The sequence below is a fragment of the Microbacterium laevaniformans genome, from assembly GCF_016907555.1.
GTDB lineage: Bacteria > Actinomycetota > Actinomycetes > Actinomycetales > Microbacteriaceae > Microbacterium > Microbacterium laevaniformans.
Window position 1 is genome coordinate 751,616 of record NZ_JAFBCE010000001.1, and the last position, 20,202, is coordinate 771,817.

General features: G+C 70.4%; 20 protein-coding genes. 10 read left to right on the top strand and 10 right to left on the bottom strand.

The annotated features are described in order from the left end of the window. Positions 1-29 precede the first annotated feature (29 nt). Complete coding sequence (locus JOE53_RS03410; RefSeq protein WP_081767994.1) at positions 30-1,859, bottom strand: glycoside hydrolase family 15 protein; 1,830 nt, start codon at positions 1,857-1,859, stop codon at positions 30-32. A gap of 52 nt (positions 1,860-1,911) precedes the next feature. Here JOE53_RS03410 and JOE53_RS03415 point away from each other — a divergent pair, with 52 nt between their 5' ends. Further along, the gene (locus tag JOE53_RS03415; RefSeq protein WP_204946796.1) at positions 1,912-3,279 is read left to right on the top strand and encodes a glucose-6-phosphate dehydrogenase; all 1,368 of its coding nucleotides are present in this window, start codon (positions 1,912-1,914) and stop codon (positions 3,277-3,279) included. A 1-nt stretch (position 3,280) separates the two neighbouring features. Here the strand turns inward: JOE53_RS03415 and JOE53_RS03420 are convergent, their stop codons facing one another. Continuing rightward, positions 3,281-3,961, bottom strand: coding sequence for a response regulator (locus tag JOE53_RS03420; protein ID WP_204946797.1), 681 nt, complete (start codon positions 3,959-3,961; stop codon positions 3,281-3,283). Continuing rightward, complete coding sequence (locus JOE53_RS03425) at positions 3,958-5,223, bottom strand: sensor histidine kinase (protein WP_204946798.1); 1,266 nt, start codon at positions 5,221-5,223, stop codon at positions 3,958-3,960. Before JOE53_RS03425 ends, JOE53_RS03420 begins: the two co-directional genes overlap by 4 nt. Positions 5,224-5,397: 174 nt before the next feature. Here JOE53_RS03425 and JOE53_RS03430 point away from each other — a divergent pair, with 174 nt between their 5' ends. Next, positions 5,398-6,840, top strand: coding sequence for a cation:dicarboxylate symporter family transporter (locus JOE53_RS03430; protein WP_036320258.1), 1,443 nt, complete (start codon positions 5,398-5,400; stop codon positions 6,838-6,840). Between the two features lie 33 nt (positions 6,841-6,873). On the opposite strand, the gene JOE53_RS03435 is transcribed toward JOE53_RS03430, so the two are convergent. After that, positions 6,874-7,629, bottom strand: coding sequence for a DedA family protein (locus tag JOE53_RS03435; protein ID WP_233449471.1), 756 nt, complete (start codon positions 7,627-7,629; stop codon positions 6,874-6,876). Between JOE53_RS03435 and JOE53_RS03440 the strand changes: the two genes are divergently transcribed. Next, the gene (locus JOE53_RS03440; protein WP_204946799.1) at positions 7,628-9,580 is read left to right on the top strand and encodes a GDSL-type esterase/lipase family protein; all 1,953 of its coding nucleotides are present in this window, start codon (positions 7,628-7,630) and stop codon (positions 9,578-9,580) included. The genes JOE53_RS03435 and JOE53_RS03440 overlap by 2 nt on opposite strands. A 10-nt stretch (positions 9,581-9,590) precedes the next feature. Here JOE53_RS03440 and JOE53_RS03445 read toward each other — a convergent pair whose 3' ends face one another. Beyond that, the gene (locus JOE53_RS03445) at positions 9,591-9,764 is read right to left on the bottom strand and encodes a DUF5302 domain-containing protein (protein ID WP_162722461.1); all 174 of its coding nucleotides are present in this window, start codon (positions 9,762-9,764) and stop codon (positions 9,591-9,593) included. 286 nt (positions 9,765-10,050) lie between these two features. On the opposite strand from JOE53_RS03445, the gene JOE53_RS03450 reads away from it, so the two are divergent. The 3 genes from JOE53_RS03450 (at position 10,051) to JOE53_RS03460 (ending at position 14,354) form a co-directional block, all read left to right on the top strand. Beyond that, the gene (locus JOE53_RS03450; RefSeq protein ID WP_061682154.1) at positions 10,051-12,330 is read left to right on the top strand and encodes a polyribonucleotide nucleotidyltransferase; all 2,280 of its coding nucleotides are present in this window, start codon (positions 10,051-10,053) and stop codon (positions 12,328-12,330) included. 307 nt (positions 12,331-12,637) lie between these two features. Then, positions 12,638-13,660, top strand: a complete 1,023-nt coding sequence (locus JOE53_RS03455; RefSeq protein ID WP_204946800.1) for an aldo/keto reductase — start codon at positions 12,638-12,640, stop codon at positions 13,658-13,660. A 94-nt stretch (positions 13,661-13,754) separates the two neighbouring features. Beyond that, positions 13,755-14,354: a histidine phosphatase family protein gene (locus tag JOE53_RS03460; protein WP_061682152.1), complete on the top strand. Its 600-nt coding sequence runs from the start codon at positions 13,755-13,757 to the stop codon at positions 14,352-14,354. 179 nt (positions 14,355-14,533) lie between these two features. Here JOE53_RS03460 and JOE53_RS03465 read toward each other — a convergent pair whose 3' ends face one another. Next, positions 14,534-15,016 (bottom strand): hypothetical protein, encoded by a 483-nt coding sequence (locus JOE53_RS03465; RefSeq protein ID WP_204946801.1) that lies wholly within the window; start codon positions 15,014-15,016, stop codon positions 14,534-14,536. 52 nt (positions 15,017-15,068) lie between these two features. Beyond that, positions 15,069-15,539 (bottom strand): GNAT family N-acetyltransferase, encoded by a 471-nt coding sequence (locus JOE53_RS03470; protein ID WP_204946802.1) that lies wholly within the window; start codon positions 15,537-15,539, stop codon positions 15,069-15,071. Positions 15,540-15,583: 44 nt separating this feature from the next. Between JOE53_RS03470 and dapB the strand changes: the two genes are divergently transcribed. Together dapB and JOE53_RS03480 are read left to right on the top strand one after the other, a co-directional pair. Further along, positions 15,584-16,402: a 4-hydroxy-tetrahydrodipicolinate reductase gene (gene dapB / locus JOE53_RS03475; RefSeq protein ID WP_204946803.1), complete on the top strand. Its 819-nt coding sequence runs from the start codon at positions 15,584-15,586 to the stop codon at positions 16,400-16,402. Continuing rightward, positions 16,399-16,848 (top strand): hypothetical protein, encoded by a 450-nt coding sequence (locus JOE53_RS03480; RefSeq protein WP_061682145.1) that lies wholly within the window; start codon positions 16,399-16,401, stop codon positions 16,846-16,848. The genes dapB and JOE53_RS03480 overlap by 4 nt, the downstream gene beginning before the upstream one ends. Here the strand turns inward: JOE53_RS03480 and JOE53_RS03485 are convergent, their stop codons facing one another. The 3 genes from JOE53_RS03485 to JOE53_RS03495 all read right to left on the bottom strand — a co-directional run bounded on the left by JOE53_RS03485 (position 16,849) and on the right by JOE53_RS03495 (position 18,735). Then, on the bottom strand, positions 16,849-17,772 hold the full coding sequence (locus JOE53_RS03485) for a TIGR01777 family oxidoreductase (protein ID WP_061682143.1): 924 nt from the start codon (positions 17,770-17,772) through the stop codon (positions 16,849-16,851). Next, on the bottom strand, positions 17,765-18,190 hold the full coding sequence (locus JOE53_RS03490) for an OsmC family peroxiredoxin (RefSeq protein WP_061682140.1): 426 nt from the start codon (positions 18,188-18,190) through the stop codon (positions 17,765-17,767). The genes JOE53_RS03485 and JOE53_RS03490 overlap by 8 nt, the downstream gene beginning before the upstream one ends. Before the next feature lie 107 nt (positions 18,191-18,297). Next, a complete protein-coding gene (locus JOE53_RS03495; RefSeq protein WP_061682139.1) occupies positions 18,298-18,735 on the bottom strand; it encodes a TlpA family protein disulfide reductase in 438 nt (145 codons plus the stop codon). An 87-nt stretch (positions 18,736-18,822) separates the two neighbouring features. Between JOE53_RS03495 and JOE53_RS03500 the strand changes: the two genes are divergently transcribed. Continuing rightward, positions 18,823-19,644: a thymidylate synthase gene (locus tag JOE53_RS03500; protein WP_204946804.1), complete on the top strand. Its 822-nt coding sequence runs from the start codon at positions 18,823-18,825 to the stop codon at positions 19,642-19,644. Continuing rightward, a complete protein-coding gene (locus tag JOE53_RS03505) occupies positions 19,641-20,138 on the top strand; it encodes a dihydrofolate reductase (protein ID WP_036287254.1) in 498 nt (165 codons plus the stop codon). The genes JOE53_RS03500 and JOE53_RS03505 overlap by 4 nt, the downstream gene beginning before the upstream one ends. The last annotated feature ends 64 nt before the right edge of the window (positions 20,139-20,202 follow it).

The following is a 20,202-nucleotide window of genomic DNA, read 5'->3' on the forward strand; positions in this document are numbered from 1 at the left end:
GCTCCGGCGCGATCGGGGGCATCGCCGTCTCAGCCGGCTGCGGCCTCGGCGCGGGCGAGGGCGGATGCCGCGCGCACGAGAGCCAGGTGCGAGAGCGCCTGCGGGGTGTTGCCGGCCTGCCGCTTCTCGGCCACGTCGTACTCCTCGGACAGCAGGCCGACATCGTTCGCGCGGGCACAGGCGCGGTCCATGAGCGCCCGCGCATCGGCGAGACGGCCGCTCGCCGCGTACTGCTCGACGAGCCAGAACGAACACGCCAGGAACGGGTTCTCCGTGCCTTCCAGCCCGTCCACCCCCGACTCGGTGCGATAGCGCAGCACGAGGCCGTCGACCACGAGGGTGCGCTCGATCTCGGCCACGGTGGCCAGCATGCGCGGGTCGTCCGCGGCGCAGAATCCGACCGTCGGAAGCAACAGCAGCGAGGCATCGACCGCGTCCGTCGCGGTGTGCTGCACGAAATGGCCTCGTGGGGAGACTCCGTGAGCGTCGATGTCGGCGCGCACCCGGTCGCGCAGCTGCTCCCAGTGCGCGTCGGGGCCGTGCAGACCGTGTTCGCGCACCGAGCGCACGCCGCGATCGAATGCCGCCCACACCATGGCCCGGGAGTGCACGAAAACCTGCGGCGCACCGCGGATCTCCCAGATGCCCTGATCGGGTTCGTCGATGCGCTCCTCGGCACGGCGCAGCAGCGCGCGCTCCAACGGCCACGAGATCGCCGACTGCTCGATGCCGGCCGCACGCGCGGCGAACAGGCACGTCATGACCTCACCGGTCACGTCGGCCTGGTACTGCTGCGCCGCACCGTTGCCGATCCGCACGGGCGCGGCACCCCCGTAACCGGGCAGGTCGCCGAGCTCCCGTTCCATGAGGTCGCGCTCGCCGGCGATGCCGTAGACGATCTGCAGGTCGGCCGGGTCGCCCGCGATCGCCCGCAGCAGCCAGCGCTGCCAGTGCGCCACGACGTGCGCGAAGCCCTGGCCGAGCAGCACCTCGATCGTCAGCGAAGCGTCTCGCAACCAGACGAAGCGGTAGTCCCAGTTGCGCTCGCCGCCGAACTGTTCGGGCAGCGACGTGGTGGGTGCGGCGATGATGCCGCCCGTGTCGCGGTGCGTGAGCGCGCGTAAGGTCAACAGCGAACGCACGACGACGTCGCGGTGCGGCCCGTGCACGTCGATGCGTTCGGCCCACGCGCTCCACCATTCGCGCGTGCACTGCAGGGCATCCTCGACGTCCAGCGGGGCGGGGACAGGGCGGTGCGAGGCATGCCAGGTGAGCGTGAGGTCGCGGTGCTCGCCGGCGGCGACGCTCAGCGTGCCGCGGTGCACGTGGTCGGTGGCCGTCAACGGTGCACCGCGCAGGGCCACAGCATCCGGTCCGGCGATCGCCGTCACCTCGGGGGCGTCGGCCGTCCCGGTCTGGCGCACCCACGGCAGCGCGCGGGCGTAGTCGAAGCGCAGTCGCACCTGCTGCTCGAACGCGACGCGGCCGCTGATGCCGACGACGCGGCGCACCAGGTCGACGCGGTGTACGACGTCGAGATGCCGGGGATCGACGGGCAGACAATCGTGCACCTCGGCCACGCCGTCCGCGCTCTCCCAGCGCGTGATAAGGGTGAAGGTGTCGCCGTCGTAGTGCCGTGTCGCCTGCGCGTCGGGATCGGCGGGCCGCAGCGCCCATCGTCCCTGATGGTCGTCGCCGAGGAGGGCGGCGAACACGGATGCCGAATCGAACCGCGGCAGGCACAGCCAGTCGATCGATCCGTCGCGCGAGACCAGCGCCGCCGTGCGGCAGCTGCTCAGGAGCGCGTAATCCTCGATGGGCGTGGGGGAGGGGATCCGGCCCGCGTATGCATCTGCCACGGAATGATTCTGCCCCCTCGCCGCCCCGCACCGGGCGACATAGGGTGTGCACATGGCTGACGTGTCGACACTGGTGATCATCGGGGCAAGCGGCGATCTGACGCAGCGACTGCTGCTGCCGGCGCTCGCCGATCTGCTGCGAGGACAACCGCAACGGCAGCTGCATCTGGTCGGTGTCGGTCGCACCGAGATCAGCGACGCGCAGTGGCGGCGACGTGTGCGGACCGCGTTCCGGGAAGCCGGAGCGGACGATGCCTTCTCCGCTGTCGCGTCGACGCCGTTCATCACGGCCGACGCGACGACCGCCGCGGGCCTGCGCGCGGTGATCGGCGCCGTCCCGGAGGGGCGGCTCGTGCTCTACTTCGCCGTGCCGCCCGCTGCGGCGGCGGCCGCCTGCGCGGCGCTGTCTCCGGCCGATCTGCCCGAGGGGACGATCCTCGCGTTGGAGAAGCCGTTCGGTGAGGACGAAGCCAGCGCGCGTGAACTCAATGCGGTACTGCTGAAGCTGCTGCCCGAGGAGCAGGTCTTCCGCGTCGATCACTTCCTCGGCCGCTCCACCGTTCTCGACGTGCTCGGCGCCCGGTTCGCGAACCGGCTTCTGGAGCCCATCTGGTCAGCGGAGCACATCGAGCGGGTCGAGATCCGCTTCGACGAGACCCTCGGGTTGGAGGGGCGTGCGGGCTTCTACGATCACGCCGGGGCACTCATCGACATGATCCAAAGCCATCTGCTGCAGGTGATGGCCGTCGTCGCGATGGAGCCCCCCGCGGCCCTCACCGCGACGGACGTGCGTGACGCCACCGCGGCGGTGCTGCGGGCGACGCACGTCTGGGACGACAACGCCGTGCGCTCCTCGCACCGCGCGCGCTACACGGCCGGCACGGCGGGCGAGGAACGGATGCCGTCGTACGTCGACGAGCCGGGCGTCGATCCCGCGCGGGAGACCGAGACGCTCGCCCAGGTGCGCGTCGAGGTGCGAAACGCCCGGTGGGCGGGCGTGCCGTTCACCCTGCGCTCCGGGAAGGCCCTGGCCGCCAAGCGGGCAGAGGTCGACGTCGTCCTGCGTCCCGTGCGCCACCTGCCGCTGGGGTTCACCGGCGATGCGAGCGGTGCCGTCCTGCGCTTCGGACTCGGGCCGGACAAGCTCACGATGGAGATCTCGGTCAATGGGGGTGACGAGCCGTTCGCCCTGCACCGTGCGACGCTCGAGGCCGACCTCGGCCTCGGCGCGCACGCCGCGTACACGGAGGTTCTCGCCGCGATCCTCGACGGCGACGCCATGCTGGCCGTGCGCGGCGACGCCGCCGAGGAGTGCTGGCGCATCATCCAGCCCGTCCGCGACGCGTGGCGGCGTGGCGACGTGCCCATGGACGACTACCCTGCCGGATCGGACGGTCCCGACGGGTGGGGCGTTTCCTGAGTCATCTCCAGCGGTACTCGGTCTCCGGCCGTCCGCGCGTGCCGTAGCGGGGCGTGCGCTCGACACGGCCGGCCTCGGCGAGGTGCTCGAGGTAGCGCCGGGCTGCCACGCGCGACATTCCCAAGGCGTCGGCGGCTTCGGTCGCCGAGAGTCCGCCGCCGTCGCGGACGGCGTGGGACACCCGTTCCAGCGACGCGGGGGACAGCCCCTTCGGCAGTCCGATCGTGCCCGTCGGACGCAGCGCCCCCAGCATCGCGTCGATCTCGGACTGGGTCGCTGCCCCCGATGTCGCGCGGGCGCGCTCGCGATATGCGCGATATTGCTCCATCCGGTCGTGGAAGGTCGCGAAGGTGAACGGCTTGACGAGGTACTGCGCCGCGCCGAGGGCGACCACCTGACGGACGACGCCGGCGTCGCGTACCGAGGTGATCGCGATGACGTCGACGTCGGCGGCGTGTGCGCGCACGTGGCGCAGGACGTCCAGGCCCGAGCCGTCGGGCATGGTCATGTCCAAAAGGACGAGGTCGATGCGCTCCCGGTCGGGCGCGTCCAGAATCGCCGAGACAGCGGCCCGCGCGCCCGCGCACTCGGCGACCACCTCGAAACCGTCGACCCGCTCGATGTACGAGCGGTGCAGCTCGAGCGTCAGCGCCTCGTCGTCGACGAGCAGGACGCCGATCATGACCGCACCGTCGGCAGGACGACGCGGAACGTCGTCGGGGAGATCTCGACGGTGACCGTCCCGCCGATCTCGTCGATGACGGCACGCACCAGCGCCAGCCCGACGCCCCGACCGTCGCTGCCGGCCGGTTTTGTCGAGAATCCTCGCTCGAACATTCGTGCACGCACCTCCTCGTCGGGGCCGTCCCCGGAGTCGGAGACGGTGAGCAGCAGTTCGTCCTCCGCCGTGCGCGACATGTGCACGCGCACCCACCTCGGCGCCGGACCGCTCGCGGCAGCGTCCAGGGCGTTGTCGATGAGGTTGCCGACCAGCGCGACCGCGTCGATCGGGCTGAGCAGCGAGCGGGGAGCGTCGGGGGCGATGTCGGTCGACCAGTCGATCCCGCGTTCCATCGCCTGCGAGGCTTTGCCGAGCAGCAGCGCTCCGACGGTGGGATCGCCCTCGGTGCGGGCCGCGACCTGGTCCACCAGCGCCTGACTCTGACGCGCCGAATCCGTCAGGATGCCGATCGCATCATCCGTGCGTCCCAGTTCGATGAGTGCGACGGCAGCGTGCATGCGATTGCCGTGCTCGTGCGTCTGTGCGCGCAGGGCCTCGCCGAGCGTGCGCATCGACTCGGCGGATGCCAGGGTGTCGCGGATGGCGCCGGCGGGGAGGTCGCCGGCGACCAAGCGCGTCGCGCGGCGGGCGAGCACCGCGCCGGCGAGCCCGGCGCCGACGAGCACGAGGCCGACGGCGGCGACCACGAGCAGCCGCGGCACCACGTGCGCGGTGACCGTTCGGATCGTCACGCCGACCGAGACCCAGCCGACGAGGCGTCCGCCCGCCTCCACCGGCACGATCGTGCGCAGCGACGGTCCGAGGGTCCCGCTGAACTCTTCGGTGAGGGCTGTCGGCGTGTTCGGGATGGTGCCGATGTAGCGCTTTCCGATCTGCGCCGGGTCGCGGTGCGTCACGCGGATGCCGTCGGCATCCATGATCGTGACGAAGTCGACACCCGCGTCCGACATGACCGCCGTCGCCATCGGCTGCAGCGCCTGGCTGGCGGCGACGTCTTCGCTGTGCGCGAGAGCCGTGGAGACCTCCTCCAGGTCGGCGAGGGTGGCCGACACCGCCTGCGTCACACGCTCGGCCTCGGCGCGTGCCGTGCGCTGCGCCTCCAGAACCAGCAGTCCGGCGGTGGCCAGAGCCAGCACGAGAGCGGCGCCGGCCAGCCACAGGAAGATCCGGGACGCGGCGCTGCGTCCGATTCTTCGGGTCATGGCGTCCTCGGCGGTCGATGGCGGGTCGTCGGCCGTCCCGACGAGTATCGGAGCGGCCGCCGGGACCAATACGACCACAAGTGAACCACGAGGCGGCCGACGCTGTACTCTGTGCGTGTGGCCGCCAGCGTCGGCGCCACCCGAACAACGACCCGTTCACACCTGGAGGCGGACATGGCCCTCACATCATCTTTCAAGCTCCCCGGCTACAACTGGCGCCGCGGCAAGAGCTCGTGGGACAAGCACACCTGGCTGTACGTGGCGGTGATCATCGCGGTGGTCCTGGGCGCGGTGGTCGGCCTCGTCTGGCCGGAGTTCGCGAAGGGGCTCGAGCCGGTCGGCAAGGCCTTCGTGAACCTCATCAAGATGATGATCGCGCCGATCATCTTCTGCACCATCGTCGTCGGGGTGGGATCGATCGCGAAAGCGGCGACGGTCGGCAAGATCGGGGGCCTCGCACTGCTCTACTTCCTCGTGATGTCGACCTTCGCCCTCGCGATCGGCCTCGTGGTCGGCAACATCATCCACCCGGGTGAAGGGCTGAACATGGCCGGTGCCACGTACGACGCCGGCAAGTCCGGAGAGGCCACCGACACCGTGAGCTTCCTCCTCGGGATCATCCCCACGACGTTCTTCAGCGCCTTCACCGGCCCGAGCGTCCTGCAGGTGCTCTTCATCGCGCTGTTGGTGGGCTTCGCCCTGCAGCAGCTCGGAAAGAAGGGCGAGCCGATCATGTTCGCGGTCAAGCAGCTGCAGGTGCTGGTGTTCCGCATCCTCGGAATGATCCTCTGGCTCGCTCCGATCGGCGCCTTCGGCGCGATCGCGGCGGTCGTCGGCAAGACCGGCGTCTCGGCCATCGTGAGCCTCGGCATCCTGATGATCGCCTTCTACATCACGTGCGCGGTGTTCATCATCGGCGTGCTCGGGTCGCTGCTGTACGCGGTCACCCGGGTCAACATCTTCAGCCTCATCAAGTACCTCGCGCGCGAGTACCTGCTCATCATCGGCACCAGCTCCTCCGAGTCGGCTCTGCCGCGTCTGATCGGAAAGATGGAGCACATCGGTGTGTCCAAGCCCGTCGTGGGCATCACCGTGCCCACCGGCTACTCCTTCAACCTCGACGGCACCGCGATCTACCTGACGATGGCGTCGCTGTTCATCGCGACGGGGATGGGGATGCCGATGTCGATCCCCGAGCAGATCGGCCTGCTGGTGTTCATGATCATCGCCTCCAAGGGCGCCGCGGGCGTCACCGGTGCGGGCCTGGCGACCCTCGCCGGGGGTCTGCAGGCGTTCCGCCCCGATCTGGTCAACGGTGTCGGGGTCATCGTCGGCATCGACCGCTTCATGTCCGAGGGTCGCGCGGTCACCAACTTCACCGGCAACGCGGTGGCCACTCTCCTCATCGGCACCTGGACGAAGCAGATCGACCGTGACCGCGTGCGCGATGTGCTCGCCGGCCGCATCCCCTTCGACGAGGCCACCCTCACCGGCGACGGTCACGATGGCATGTCGACCGACACCGCGGCGGTCGGCACCCAGGGGCTGGAGGAGGCGGCGATCGCCGAAGCCGAGGCGAAGCAGGAGCGTGCCCGCGAGCGCGCCGGGGTCCGCTGACCCGAACCGCCTACAACGGCGCCGCGCCCCCGATCACGCGTCGGGGGCGCGGCGCCGTTGTGCGCGGGCCACGATCGCGTCCGCCGCCGCGCCGAGCACGATCGCCACGACGACCGAGGCTATGACCGCGGCGACGGTGCCGCCCGGGATCAGTGCGGCGACGGCCGCCCCCAGCAGGGCCTGATAGAGCGCCCACGCGCTCGCCGCCGGCGCCGCCAGCAGCAGGTATCGCCGCATCGGCATCCGCGAGGCGCCCGCGACGAGATTCACGGCGAGGCGGGCGAACGGGATGAAGCGGGCCGTGAACATCAACGTCGCGCCGCGGCGGTCCAAGGCGCTGCGCGCCCCGCCGAGAGCCGCCGCCACTCTCGGACCGCGCATCCAGCGCCATCGTTCGAGGCCCGCGGTGCGGCCGACGAGGTAGCAGCCGAGGTCTCCGATCAGTGCGGCTGCCGCCGCGACGACGATGACGGCGGCGAGCGGGGGAGAGCCTTCCGCGACGGCGAGCGCCCCGAGCGTCGTGACGGCGGCTTCGCCGGGGATGACGACGAGGAAGGCGTCGCCGACGACGAGGGCGGCCATCGCGGGGAGGGCCCAGGGACTCTGGGCGAGGGCCTGCAGCCACGCGTCGGTCACGCCTTCGGAATAGCACGCCGTCGTGAACGCGCGGGGAACGGCGCGTGCGACGGTGACGTCGGGATGGCCGCCGCGGGACCGTTCGGCGAACACTGTGTTCCCGAGGCCGATTCGGCCCCGTCGCACGCGCTGCAGCCGCAACGCTGGACCCATGAGAGTCGCGTTCGTCGCCGAGTCGTTCCTGCCTCATATGAACGGGGTCACCGGTTCGGTGCTGCAGTCGGTTCGCCATCTCACCGCGAGCGGGCACGAGGCCCTCGTCGTCGCCCCGGGCGCTCCGGGGGCGCGCTCTGACGCTCAGACTCGTCTGCTGCCCTCGATGCCGCTGCCGGGCTACCCACAGGTCCGCGTGGCGCTCGGGCGCACCGGAACCCTGGCCGGCATCCTGCGCGACTACCGTCCCGACGTCGTGCACCTCGCCTCGCCGTTCGTGCTGGGCTGGCGTGCCGTTGCAGCGGCGGCGAGCCTGGACCTGCCGACCGTGGCCGTCTACCAGACCGACGTCATCGCCTACGCCAGAAAGTACGGTCTGCCGCGGGCGACGGCCGTCACCGCGGCGCACGTCGCCCGCTTGCATGCGCGTGCGACTCTCACCCTCGCCCCGTCGTCGTCGGCGCTGGCGCAGCTGCACGAGCTCGGCGTCGATCGCACCCGCCTGTGGGGTCGCGGCGTCGACACCGAGCGTTTCCACCCCGACCGCCGCAGTGACGCGTGGCGCCACTGGATCGCTCCCGGCGAGGTCATCGTCGGCTATGTCGGGCGCCTCGCCCCCGAGAAGCAGGTGGAGGATCTGGCCGCGATCGCCCGGATGCCGGGCGTGCGGCTGGTCATCGTCGGCGACGGGCCCGCGCGTGCACGGCTGGAGCGCACGCTGCCGGGCGCGGTGTTCCTCGGCCACCTCTCGGGTCTGGAGCTCGCCCAGGCGATGGCCGGCTTCGACGTCTTCGTGCACCCGGGGGAGAGCGAGACGTTCGGTCAGACGATCCAGGAGGCGCACGCCAGCGGGGTTCCCGTGGTGGCCACCGGACGTGGCGGCCCCGTCGACCTGGTCCGCTCCAGCGTGGACGGCTGGCTCTACCGGCCCAGAGATCTCGGCGATCTGCGTGAGCGCGTGCGTGACCTCGTCGGAGACGTGACCAAGCGGCGCGCCTTCGGTACGGCGGCGCGCGCCGGCGTCGAAGGACGCACCTGGCCGGCACTCGTCGACGTGCTCCACGGCTACTACCTCGAGGCGCAGCAGCTGCATGCCGCCGACGCGGCGCGCACACCGGGGCCGCACCCGGCATCCCTCGCGCCCGCGCCCTCACCCCGGTCGTGGAGCCGCGTCGTGGCGCTCGGCGACTCGCTCACCGAGGGCCTGTGCGACACGTCACGGATGCCCGAAGGCCAGTACCGCGGTTGGGCCGACCGTCTGGCGACGCTCCTTGCACAGCGGTCGTCGTCGACGGTGCGCTACGCGAACCTCGCCGTCCGCAGCCGCCGAGTAGGGGATCTCCTCGAGGAGCAGCTGCCACGGGCTCTCGAGCTCGCGCCGGATCTGACCACCGTGCTGATCGGCGCGAACGACCTCGTGTCGCATCGCGCCGATCCCGACGCGCTCGCCGATCGCCTGGACGACGCCGTCGGCGCGCTGCGGGCCGCCGGCAGCGACGTGCTGCTCGTGACACCGTTTCTTCCCGCTCGTCGCGCATCGGGCCTTTTCGCGCGCCGGTTCGCCCGTTTCGCCGAGCGGCTGCGCGAGACGGCGTCGGCCCACGGGGCGTTCCTGCTCGACCTCGACAGCGATCCGGACGTCGGGGAACTCGAGAAGTGGGCGCACGACAAGGTGCACCTGAGCTCGCGGGGCCACCGTTTCGTCTCGTACCGCGCCGCGGAGGTGCTCGGGCTGCCCGATGTGGAAACGCTCGGGGCGCTCGATGCCGCCCTGCACGCGGAAGAGGACCGCCCGGTCTCCGGGACCTGGCTGCTGCGCGACGCTCTGCCCTGGGTCTGGCGGCGCCTGCGCGGACGCACAGCGGGCGACGAGATCACCGCAAAGCACACCGACTACATCGAACTGCCGGCCGGAGGATCCACCGCGCGCACGCGCGCGGCGCAGCCATGAGGAGCGAACGTCAGCCGCTCTTGCGTCGGAACTCCCGCTTCGTGACCGCGCCGTGGGTGCCGTGCACCGCGGAGTCGCCGTCGAGGTGGGCCTCTCCGGTGCGACGCTGCGCGTTCTTCTTGTCGAGCGCCTCCTTGAACTTGCGCTTCATCTCCTCGGATGCCGTCGTGTCGTCGGTGCTCATGGCATCAACCATACGCACGCCGAGGTGCGACTGATAGGGTTGAGCAGGTTGCCGTGGATCTTCCGCGGCATCCGGAGCAGGCCGGCAGGAAGCTGGTCCCCTGTGGTGGGTTCCCGTTCGACACGATCCGATGCGAACGGTGGCTTTCTACTGGTGGCCAGCGCTGATCGTCCCGGCGGCGCCGCACGCGGAGCCGCCGCGCGTCTGGATCTGCCTGTTCCTGCTCCTTCGCACGATCTCGTGCGCGAAACGCGCGCGCGAGTCTAAACAAAGAAGGAGAGACCTCTTGGAAGGTCCAGAAATCACCGCCGCCGAAGCCGTTCTCGACAACGGCCGATTCGGCACCCGCACGATCCGGTTCGAGACCGGACGACTGGCGCAGCAGGCACAGGGTGCCGTCGCCGCCTACCTCGACGAAGAGACCATGCTGCTGTCGGCCACGAGCGCGGGCAAGCACCCGCGTGAGGGCTTCGACTTCTTCCCGCTGACCGTCGACGTCGAAGAGCGTTCGTACGCGGCCGGCAAGATCCCGGGATCGTTCTTCCGCCGCGAGGGCCGTCCCTCCACCGAGGCGATCCTCGTGTGCCGCCTCATCGACCGCCCGCTGCGCCCGTCGTTCGTCGACGGCCTGCGCAACGAGGTCCAGATCGTCGTCACCGTGCTGAGCATCGCCCCGGGCGAGTTCTACGACGCGCTGGCGATCAACGCGGCATCCCTGTCGACGCAGATCTCCGGCCTGCCGTTCTCCGGCCCCATCGCCGGTGTCCGCCTCGCGCTCATCCCGGGCCACGGCGAGCACGCCGACCAGTGGGTCGCCTTCCCGACGGCCGCGCAGGTCGAGGAGGCCGTGTTCGACCTGATGGTCGCCGGTCGCGTCCTCGAGGACGGCGACGTCGCGATCATGATGGTCGAGGCCGAGGCGACCGAGAACAGCTGGAACCTCATCAAGGCCGGCGCGACCAAGCCCAGCGAGGAGATCGTCGCGCAGGGTCTGGAGGCCGCCAAGCCCTTCATCAAGGAGCTCGTCGCCGCGCAGAACGTCGTCGCGAACACCGCGGCCAAGGAGATCCAGCCCTACCCGGTCTTCCCGGCGTACGCGAAGGAGACCTACGACTTCGTCGCCGGTCGCGCCTACGATCGCCTCGTGCCGGTCTACCAGATCGCCGACAAGATCGAGCGCCAGAACGCCGACGACGCCGTCAAGGACGACGTCAAGGCGCAGCTCGTGGCCGCCGTCGAGGCGGGCGAGCTGCCCGAGAGCGCACTGGCCGAGTTCGGCGGCGCCTACAAGTCGGTCACCAAGCTCATCGTGCGCAGCCGCATTCTCACCGAGGGTGTGCGCATCGACGGCCGTGGCCTGGCGGACATCCGTCCGCTGGATGCCGAGGTCCAGGTCATCCCGCGCGTGCACGGCTCCGCGATCTTCCAGCGCGGCGAGACCCAGATCCTGGGTGTCACCACGCTGAACATGCTGAAGATGGAGCAGCAGATCGACTCGCTGTCGCCCACGACGAGCAAGCGGTACATGCACCACTACAACTTCCCGCCGTACTCGACCGGTGAGACCGGCCGCGTGGGCTCGCCCAAGCGTCGTGAGATCGGGCACGGCTTCCTCGCCGAGCGCGCCCTCGTGCCGGTGCTGCCCAGCCGCGAGGAGTTCCCCTACGCGATCCGTCAGGTCTCCGAGGCTCTCGGCTCCAACGGCTCGACGTCGATGGGCTCGGTCTGCGCCTCGACGCTGTCGCTGCTCAACGCGGGTGTGCCGCTGCGCGCCCCCGTGGCCGGCATCGCGATGGGCCTCGTCTCCGACCAGGTCGACGGCCAGACCCGCTATGCGGCGCTGACCGACATCCTCGGCGCCGAGGATGCCCTCGGCGACATGGACTTCAAGGTCGCAGGCACGAGCGAGTTCGTCACGGCGATCCAGCTCGACACGAAGCTCGACGGCATCCCGTCGTCGGTGCTCACGGCCGCGCTGACGCAGGCCAAGGACGCGCGCATGACGATCCTGAACGTCCTCAACGCCGCCATCGACGGACCGGACGAGATGGCGCCGACCGCGCCGCGCGTCATCAGCGTGCAGATCCCCGTCGACAAGATCGGTGAGCTGATCGGCCCGAAGGGCAAGACGATCAACGCGATCCAGGACGAGACCGGCGCGCAGATCTCCATCGAGGAGGACGGCACCGTCTACATCGGCGCGACCGATGGCCCGTCGGCGGAGGCCGCGCGCGCTCAGGTCAACGCGATCGCCAACCCCACCAACCCGGAGGTGGGCGAGCAGTTCCTCGGAACCGTCGTCAAGCTCGCGGCGTTCGGTGCCTTCATCTCGCTGCTGCCCGGCAAGGACGGCCTGCTGCACATCAGTGAGGTGCGCAAGCTCGCCGGTGGCAAGCGCGTCGAGAACGTCGAAGACGTGCTCGGCGTCGGCCAGAAGCTGCTCGTCAAGATCACCAAGATCGACGACCGCGGCAAGCTTTCGCTCGAGCCGGTGCTCGAAGAGGCCGCCGACCAGGAAGGCCGTGCGGCGGCCAGCGAAGGCCCGGAGGCCCCCGCCGAAGGCTGAGTTCTTCGTCGCCCGGCGCTGAGGGATGCACCCTGAGCGTGCCGCGGCGGCGACCCGGACACGGATGCCCGCTTCCTCCCGTCTCGGAGGGGCGGGCATCCGTTCGTTCATCCGGTGTCCGCCGGATGGGGGACACCGCCCCCGCACACAGCGACGCCGTGACGCAAGCGTTATGGAATGTTTACCGTTCGTTGGGCTCAATGCGCGGACCGTACCCGCGTCTGCCCTACCCTCGGAACTACGCATCGGGGGGTGGGTAGACAAGAAGAGCGACACCGCATCCGCGGTTCGTGAAGGGGGTGAACGGATGGGTTACTTCGGTATCGGCGCGACACCGACGGCCGTCAGAACCGCGCCGCCCGCGCATCCCTCCGCTCCCATTCCCGTTCAGGGGGCACCCGTGGGAGCCGGCATCCGCGTTCCGCTCGGCGAGTCCGGGCTTGAGGTCTTTCCGTTCCTCCTCGGTGCCGCCGAGTTCGGCTGGCATGTCGATCTCACCGCCGCGCACGCGATTCTCGACGCGTACCACGCGCGTGGTGGCAACGCGGTGCACACGTCCGACGGATATGCGGCGGGGCGCAGCGAGCACATCGTCGGGCAGTGGCTGCAGCGCCGCGGCATCCGCGACGACATCGTCGTCGCCGTTCGTGTCGGAGCCAACCCCGACCACCCCGGGCTCGGACCGGTGAACCTCATCCGCGCGGTCGAGGCGTCGCTGACGCGCCTGCACACGGACCGGATCGACCTGCTCTACCTCGACGCGCTGTCGGATGACGCGACAACCCTCGAAGACACCCTGGCGACGGTGGAATGGCTGATCGAGTCGGGAAAGGTGCGCGCCGTGGGAGCCTACGGCCACACGGCCGCCCAGCTGGTCGAAGCCCGGATTCTCGCATCGGCGGGTTACCCCCGCCTCACGGTGCTGGACGTCCCGTACAACATCCTTCGGCAGTCCGAGTTCGATGGCGATCTGCGTCTCGTGGCCAGCGCGCAGGGTATCGCCGTGACGCCCTCGCAGGCGCTCGAGCACGGCTATCTCGCCGGGGTGCACCGCGACCGTGCGCAGGTCGCGTATTCGGTACGCGGCATCCAATTGGCTGCGGCCATGAACCGGCGCGGATCGCGTACGCTGCGTGCGCTGGACCGGATCGGTGACGAACTGTCGGTGCCGCCGTCCGCCGTCGCCATCGCTTGGCTGCTGGCGCAGCGCGCGGTGGTCGCCCCCATCGTGAACGTCTTTGCCGTGGCCCACGTCGAAGAACTCGTGCAGGGTGTGGGCGCGCGGCTCAGTCGCTCCCACCTGGGCGAGATCTCGCGCGCCACGCAGTAGAGGCGGCGCGGCCTCCCGTGTCAAGACCCGGGTCGACGTCGACCGCCTGACGTAGGCTGGGAGCTGCCCCACCCCCAGGCGAGACGAGTATGACGTGACGCATTACCTGTACCTCGTGCGACACGGAGAACATCTCGACGCGGAGCACGGTCTGGAAGACGGGCCGCTGTCGCCGCGGGGGAGACGCCAGGCGGAGCTTCTCGCCGACCGCCTCTCCGGCGTGCCGTTGGATGCTGTGTGGCACTCGCCCCTGGAGCGCGCGGCCGAGACGGCTCGCGCCGTGTCGGGCCGCCTTCCCTCGGTGACCCCGAAGCCGTCCGCACTGCTGTTCGACTGCATCCCCACCGGGATGCTGCCCGAGACGCCGTCGATCTACGAGCCGTTCTTCGGGTCCTACACCGAGGCGGAGGTCGAGGCCGGGCGGGCGCAGATGGGGGACGCGGTCGCGGAGTTCCTCGTGCGAAAGCCCGCGGCCCACGAGCTGCTCATCACCCACAACGCGGTGATCGCCTGGTTCGTCCGCGAGGTGCTCGACGCGCCCGATTGGCGCTGGATGACCATCAACCAGGCCCATTGCGGGCTGACGGTGCTCGCGCAGCGCAAGGGACGACCCTGGGCTCTCGTGACCCACAACGACCTCGCCCATCTGCCGATGGAGCTGCGTACGGGCCTGCCCGAGGTTCCTCCGGTCTGAGCGAACGCGGCATGAGCGGCGACCGCTTCAGGGGCCCGGCATCCGCCGCTGCGCGATCGGTCGTCCGCGTTCACAACTCCGGAGATTCTCGCCGGGCCGTCGGGACGCCTGCGCCCCCGCGCGGAAACCCGGGCGCGAGTCGACGAAACTCCGGAGTTGTGAACACGCCGCGTGGCTGATCAGTCGCTGCGTGCGAGGATCCGCGTGGCGATGCGGCGGATCTCCGCGACGAGCGGCGCCAGCTCCCCGTCGACCTCGGCGATGTCGTCGTACTCGTCGTCGAGCACCGCCAGCAGATCGATCGCCTGGTCGCCGGAGTCGTGATGGTACCGGGAGTGTGCCCACCGTGTGAGTTCACGCGGGCTCAGCTGATCACAGAGAACGAGGCGGCACAGCCGACGCGTGACGACCGGGTCGAGGTCCGCGTGAACGGCCTCGGCGATGCCCGCGTCAATCGCTGCCCGGTCGATCAACGTGTCGACGTCGAACCGGCTTGCGGCTTCATCGATCAGCGCCAGCTGCACCAGGTCGTCGCCGCCTTTGCCGGCGATCAGCGCCGCCGTTGCCGCGTCGGCGAGCAGTGTTCGTGCGCGGGGCAGATCGGCGCGCCACCAGGCCATGGCCTCCACGAGTTCGGTGACGTCGTGTTCCCCAGCGGGCATGTCGACATCCTTCCACGCGCCTCGGCCGGTCAGTCGATGCAGCCGCCCGAGCTCAGAGCACCTTGCCGTACCAGCGCGTCGCGTTCGGGTTGTCGTTGTAGGGCTCGATGGCGGTGAAACCGGCCCGTGCGTAGAGCGCGCCGGCGGCCTCCAGCGTGTGGTGGGTGTCGAGCACGAGCTCTGCCGCGCCGAACGCGCGGGCCCGCTCCTCGAGCGCGTCCAGCAGCAGCCGACCCCAGCCGCGACCGCGGGTGCGCGGCTGCAGGTACAGATGCTTGACCTCGTACCGCACGCCCGCCGGTCCGTCCTCGACCCTGCGGATGCCGCCGCACCCGGCATCCGCCCCGTCATCGTCGACGAGCACGAGAAAGACGCCTGCCGGCGGCGTGAAGACGGATGCCGCGGGGAAGACCGGACGGTACGCCTGCCCCTGAGGGAACGCGTCGGCGCGCATCCGGAAGTACTCCTCCAGGACGGCACGTGCGCGCGGGTCGTCGGCGGCGAGGGCGTGGAGCAGCACCATCCCTCGAGCGTAACCGTGTCGGTCGCACGGCCTAGGCTGGAACCATGACGACGAGAGTGGCCCTCGTGGGCGGCACCGGCAAGCTCGGTGCGATCATCGCCGGCGTGATCGATGAGCTCGACGACTTCGAGACGGTCGCCGTTCTCGGCTCTGCGAGCGATCTCGCCGAGATCGACGCGGCCGATCTCGTCGTCGACGCGTCGACACCCGGCGTGTCGATCGATGTGGTGCGGGCGGCGATCGAACGCGGGAAGAACGTGCTCGTCGGCACCTCGGGCTGGTCGACCGAACGGATCGCGCTGGTGCGCCCCCTCGTCGAGGCGGCGGGTACGGGGGCGGTCTTCATTCCCAACTTCTCCCTGGGCTCGGTCGTCGCGACGGCACTGGCGGCGGCGGCGGCACCTCTGTTCCCCTCGGTCGAGATCGTCGAGACGCATCGCGAGACGAAAGTCGACTCGCCGAGTGGCACGGCGGTGCGCACCGCCGAACTCATCGCCGACGCTCGCGTCGGGGTCGGCCCGGTCGAATCGCCGCACGTCGACCAGAGGGCGCGCGGCCAGCAGGTCGCCAGTGTTCCCATCCACTCTCTGCGACGACCCGGTGTCATCGCGAAGCAGGAGACGATCCTGTCGGGGCCGGGGGAGTCGCTGACCATCGTCCACGACACGATCGAGCCGGCGCGCGCGTACGCGCCCGGCATCCGCGTCGCCCTTGCGGCGGCGCGGGACGCGCGCGGGGTGACGATCGGCCTCGACGCGCTCATCGATCTCGGTCTCGGCGCGCCGCGCCCCGCAGCGCCGGTCATCGAGGTCGTCGACGAGGGCGCCGTTCCCGGGCAAGTCGCCCGCGCCACCGGGGCATGAAGGCCCGCGCGGGCGTCGCCGTCATGGCGGCGCTGCTCGTCCTCTACATCGTCCTCGTCGCGCAGCGCGCGTGGCTGTTGCTGATCTCGGGGCAGATCATCGGCGTCGCCATGGGTGTGGCGCTGCTCGTCCTGCCCGTCATCGCGGGGTGGGCGCTCTGGCGGGAGCTCTCATTCGGGAGCAGCGCCGAGCGCCTCGCCAGGCGGCTGGAGGCCGAAGGCGCGCTCCCGAGCGAGGAGATGGATGTCCGTGTGAGCGGCCGTCCCGACCGTGCGCAGGCCGATGCGGTGTTCCCGCACTACCGGCACGACGTCGAGGCGCACCCCACCGATTGGCGCGTCTGGTTCCGGCTGGGGCTGGCCTACGACGGCGCCGGTGATCGACGCCGCGCCCGCGAAGCCATCCGACGGGCGATCACGCTCGAGAAGAACCCGCCGACGTGCTGATCAGGCCGGCACCGCGGCGGCCACGGCATCCTCGACCGTCGGGTGCGAGAAGACGAAGCCGGATGCCGTGAGCGCCTCGGGAACCACATTCATGTCGCACGTGAGCAGTCCCTCTGCCGCGTCACGCCCGAGGACCAGCTTCAGCGCCCACTCCGGTACGCGCAGGAGGTAAGGGCGATTCATCCGCCTCGCGAGAGCGAACCCGAGATCGTTGGCGGTCGTGCGCTCGGGTCCTGCGAGGTTGACCGGGCCGACGAGGCCGTTGTCGATGACGTGGCGGATCGCGCGGACCTCGTCGTCGAGAGAGATCAGCGGCCAGACCTGGGTTCCGCGCCCGATCGGGCCCGACACGCCGAGCTTGGTCAGCAGCAGAAGCGGCTTGAGAACACCGTCGGCGTGCACGACCGGCGCGGTCCGCAGCAGGGACACGCGGGCACGATCCCCGGCGCCGCGCGTCGCGGCCGTCTCCCACTCGCCGCAGAGGTCTGCGAGGAAGGAGTCTCCGCGGGGCGACGACTCCGTGAAGGTGACTCCCGCCGCCGATGGGTAGTAGCCGACCGCGGACGACGACACGAAGTGCGGGGCATCATCGCCGAGGGCGCGCACGGCTGCCGCCAATGCCTGGGTCGGCGCGATCCGCGACCACACGAGATCGTGCTTGTACCGTCGCGTCCACGGAAAGTGCCCGAGCGTTGCGCCATTGAGCCCGACGACGGCTCGCGCGCCTTCGAGTGCGGCCGCGGGCAGCGGCTGGGTGGCCGGATCCCAGGAGATCTCGTCGGGCGCGGCGCTCACGCGGCGCACGAGGCGCGTCACGGCGATGCCGTCGGCGCGCAGGCTCGCCACGAGAGCGCGGCCGATGAGACCGGAGGCTCCCGCGACGACGACGCGCCCCTCGGCGCGCGATGGGTCGTTCTCAGGCAAGCGTCGCCTCGAGCGTGATCTCGATGCCGGCCAGGGCGGCCGAGACGGGGCAGCCCGTCTTCGCCTCGCCCGCGATGCGGGCGAAGTCCTCGGCCGACAGTCCCGGGACCACCGCGTTGACGTTCAAGTGCGAGCCGGTGATGCCCGTGCCCGGGATGAAGGTGACGGATGCCGTGGTCTCGATGCTCTCCGGGGGCGTTCCGTTGCCGGCGAGCGCGTGCGAGAGGGCCATGCTGAAGCACGAGGAGTGCGCCGCGGCGAGCAGCTCCTCCGGCGTCGTGACCGATGAGGAGCCTTCGCTGCGGGCCTTCCAGTTGACGGCGAACGGACCCTGGTTCGAACTCTCCAGGGCGACCTCGCCGGATCCGTCGGTGAGGGAGCCCTTCCAGCTCGTGGACGCTTCGCTCGTGACGCTCATGTGTGCTCCTCGTGTCGGATGCGGGCCGCGTGGCGGCGGTGTGCATCCGAGCCTAGACGGGCCCGTGCCCCCACGGAACCGGTCGGGCTGGTGGCAGGAGCGGCCCCTCAGACGGCGGCGGGGGTGCCGGTGACGCGTCCGAGCTCCAGCTCGATCGCGCTGCGGCTGGGGGTGCCGCCGAAGCGGGTCTGGATGGCCCCGTCGCGGTCGAGGATCAACGTCGTCGGCGTCTGGAGCACGTGGAAGTGCTTCGCGATGTCGGGACGGTCGGTGAGGTCGACGTCCAGGTGCATAACGCCGTCATGGGTGTCGGCGATCGATCCGAGCACGCGGTGCACGCCGGGGCAGCGCGCGCACATCTGCGTGCTGAACTGCAGCAGGGTGGCCCGCTCGCCGAGGGCGTCGGCTCCGAGGCGTCGCGGTTCCACGACTTCATCGGTCGAGGCGCGGCGGGGACGATTCTGCGTCCACCGCAGCAGCAGTCCGACGGCGAGGGTCACGGCGAGCAGTGCGGTCAGCACGAGCACGGCATCGACGATGTTCACGGTCTGCCACGATACCGCCTCCGGAGGTGCACCGGCTCCGATGACGGGCCGTGCGTAACAGTCCCGGCGTTGGCGGGCGAGGGTAGGGTGGCTGGCGTGAGCGCGGCATCCATCCCCACCCCCTACGAAGAACTCCTCCGCGAGGTGCTCGCCGACGGCGTACACAAGGACGATCGCACCGGCACCGGCACGACGAGTGTGTTCGGACGCCAGATCCGTTTCGACCTGTCGCAGGGCTTCCCGCTCATCACGACAAAGCGTGTGCACATGAAGTCGATCGCCTATGAACTGCTCTGGTTCCTGCGAGGTGAGTCGAACGTCTCGTGGCTCCAGCAGCACGGTGTGACCATCTGGGACGAATGGGCGGATGCCGACGGCGAGCTCGGGCCGGTCTACGGAGTGCAGTGGCGCTCGTGGCCGACGCCGTCCGGCGAGCAGATCGACCAGATCTCACAGGTCATCGACCAGATCCACGCCAACCCCGACTCGCGCCGGCTCATCGTGTCGGCGTGGAACCCGGCCGACATCCCGCAGATGGCACTCGCTCCCTGCCACGCGTTGTTCCAGTTCTACGTCGCGGACGGCAAGCTGTCGTGCCAGCTGTATCAGCGCAGCGCCGACATGTTTCTCGGTGTGCCGTTCAACATCGCGTCCTACGCGCTGCTGACGATGATGATCGCCCAGCAGACGGGGCTCGAGCCCGGCGATTTCGTGTGGACCGGCGGTGATTGCCACGTCTACGACAACCACCTCGAGCAGGTCCGCGAGCAGCTCACGCGGGAGCCGTATCCGTATCCCCGCCTCTCGTTCGCACGGACGCCCGAGTCGATCTTCGACTACACGTACGAGGACATCGTCGTGGAGGGCTATCAGCACCACCCCACGATCCGGGCCGCGGTCGCGGTATGACCCGGCTCGGCCTGATCTGGGCCGAGGCGCGCGGCGGCGTCATCGGTAAGGACGGCGCAATGCCGTGGCATGTGCCGGAAGACCTCGCGCACTTCCGCGCCGCGACGATGGGGGATCCGGTCATCATGGGGCGCCGGACGTGGGAGTCCTTCCCGCCCCGCTTCCGGCCCCTTCCGGGTCGCCGGAACATCGTCGTCACGCGCAACGACTCCTGGCAGGACGACGGCGCCGAGCGGGCCGTCTCGCTCGATCAGGCGCTGGAGCTCGTGCACGGGGAAGAATCGGCCTGGGTCATCGGGGGAGCGGGGCTGTTCGCCGAGGCGATCGCGCGCGCCGACGTGCTCGAGGTCACCGAGCTCGATCTCGAGGTCGACGGTGACACGTTCGCCCCCGAGCGGCACGGCTGGAGCGTGGCGCGGGTGGACCCGAAGGACGGATGGTCGGTCTCGCGCACAGGCATCCCCTACCGGTTCCTGACGCTGATCCGTCCCTGAGCGGTTCGCACGGCGAGCAGCAGCGACCAGCAGTGACCGCGCCGCACTCCGGGACATCGCCGAG

Coding starts and splice junctions, on each gene's coding strand:
- JOE53_RS03445 (WP_162722461.1), bottom strand. CDS start 9,764: ATGAGCACCGACGACACGACGGCATCCGAGGAGATGAAGCGCAAGTTC.
- JOE53_RS03425 (WP_204946798.1), bottom strand. CDS start 5,223: ATGACCCGAAGAATCGGACGCAGCGCCGCGTCCCGGATCTTCCTGTGG.
- JOE53_RS03435 (WP_233449471.1), bottom strand. CDS start 7,629: ATGGGTCCAGCGTTGCGGCTGCAGCGCGTGCGACGGGGCCGAATCGGC.
- JOE53_RS03465 (WP_204946801.1), bottom strand. CDS start 15,016: ATGCCCGCTGGGGAACACGACGTCACCGAACTCGTGGAGGCCATGGCC.
- JOE53_RS03455 (WP_204946800.1), top strand. CDS start 12,638: ATGGGTTACTTCGGTATCGGCGCGACACCGACGGCCGTCAGAACCGCG.
- JOE53_RS03430 (WP_036320258.1), top strand. CDS start 5,398: ATGGCCCTCACATCATCTTTCAAGCTCCCCGGCTACAACTGGCGCCGC.
- JOE53_RS03480 (WP_061682145.1), top strand. CDS start 16,399: ATGAAGGCCCGCGCGGGCGTCGCCGTCATGGCGGCGCTGCTCGTCCTC.
- JOE53_RS03440 (WP_204946799.1), top strand. CDS start 7,628: ATGAGAGTCGCGTTCGTCGCCGAGTCGTTCCTGCCTCATATGAACGGG.
- dapB (WP_204946803.1), top strand. CDS start 15,584: ATGACGACGAGAGTGGCCCTCGTGGGCGGCACCGGCAAGCTCGGTGCG.
- JOE53_RS03470 (WP_204946802.1), bottom strand. CDS start 15,539: ATGGTGCTGCTCCACGCCCTCGCCGCCGACGACCCGCGCGCACGTGCC.
- JOE53_RS03420 (WP_204946797.1), bottom strand. CDS start 3,961: ATGATCGGCGTCCTGCTCGTCGACGACGAGGCGCTGACGCTCGAGCTG.
- JOE53_RS03505 (WP_036287254.1), top strand. CDS start 19,641: ATGACCCGGCTCGGCCTGATCTGGGCCGAGGCGCGCGGCGGCGTCATC.
- JOE53_RS03415 (WP_204946796.1), top strand. CDS start 1,912: ATGGCTGACGTGTCGACACTGGTGATCATCGGGGCAAGCGGCGATCTG.
- JOE53_RS03490 (WP_061682140.1), bottom strand. CDS start 18,190: ATGAGCGTCACGAGCGAAGCGTCCACGAGCTGGAAGGGCTCCCTCACC.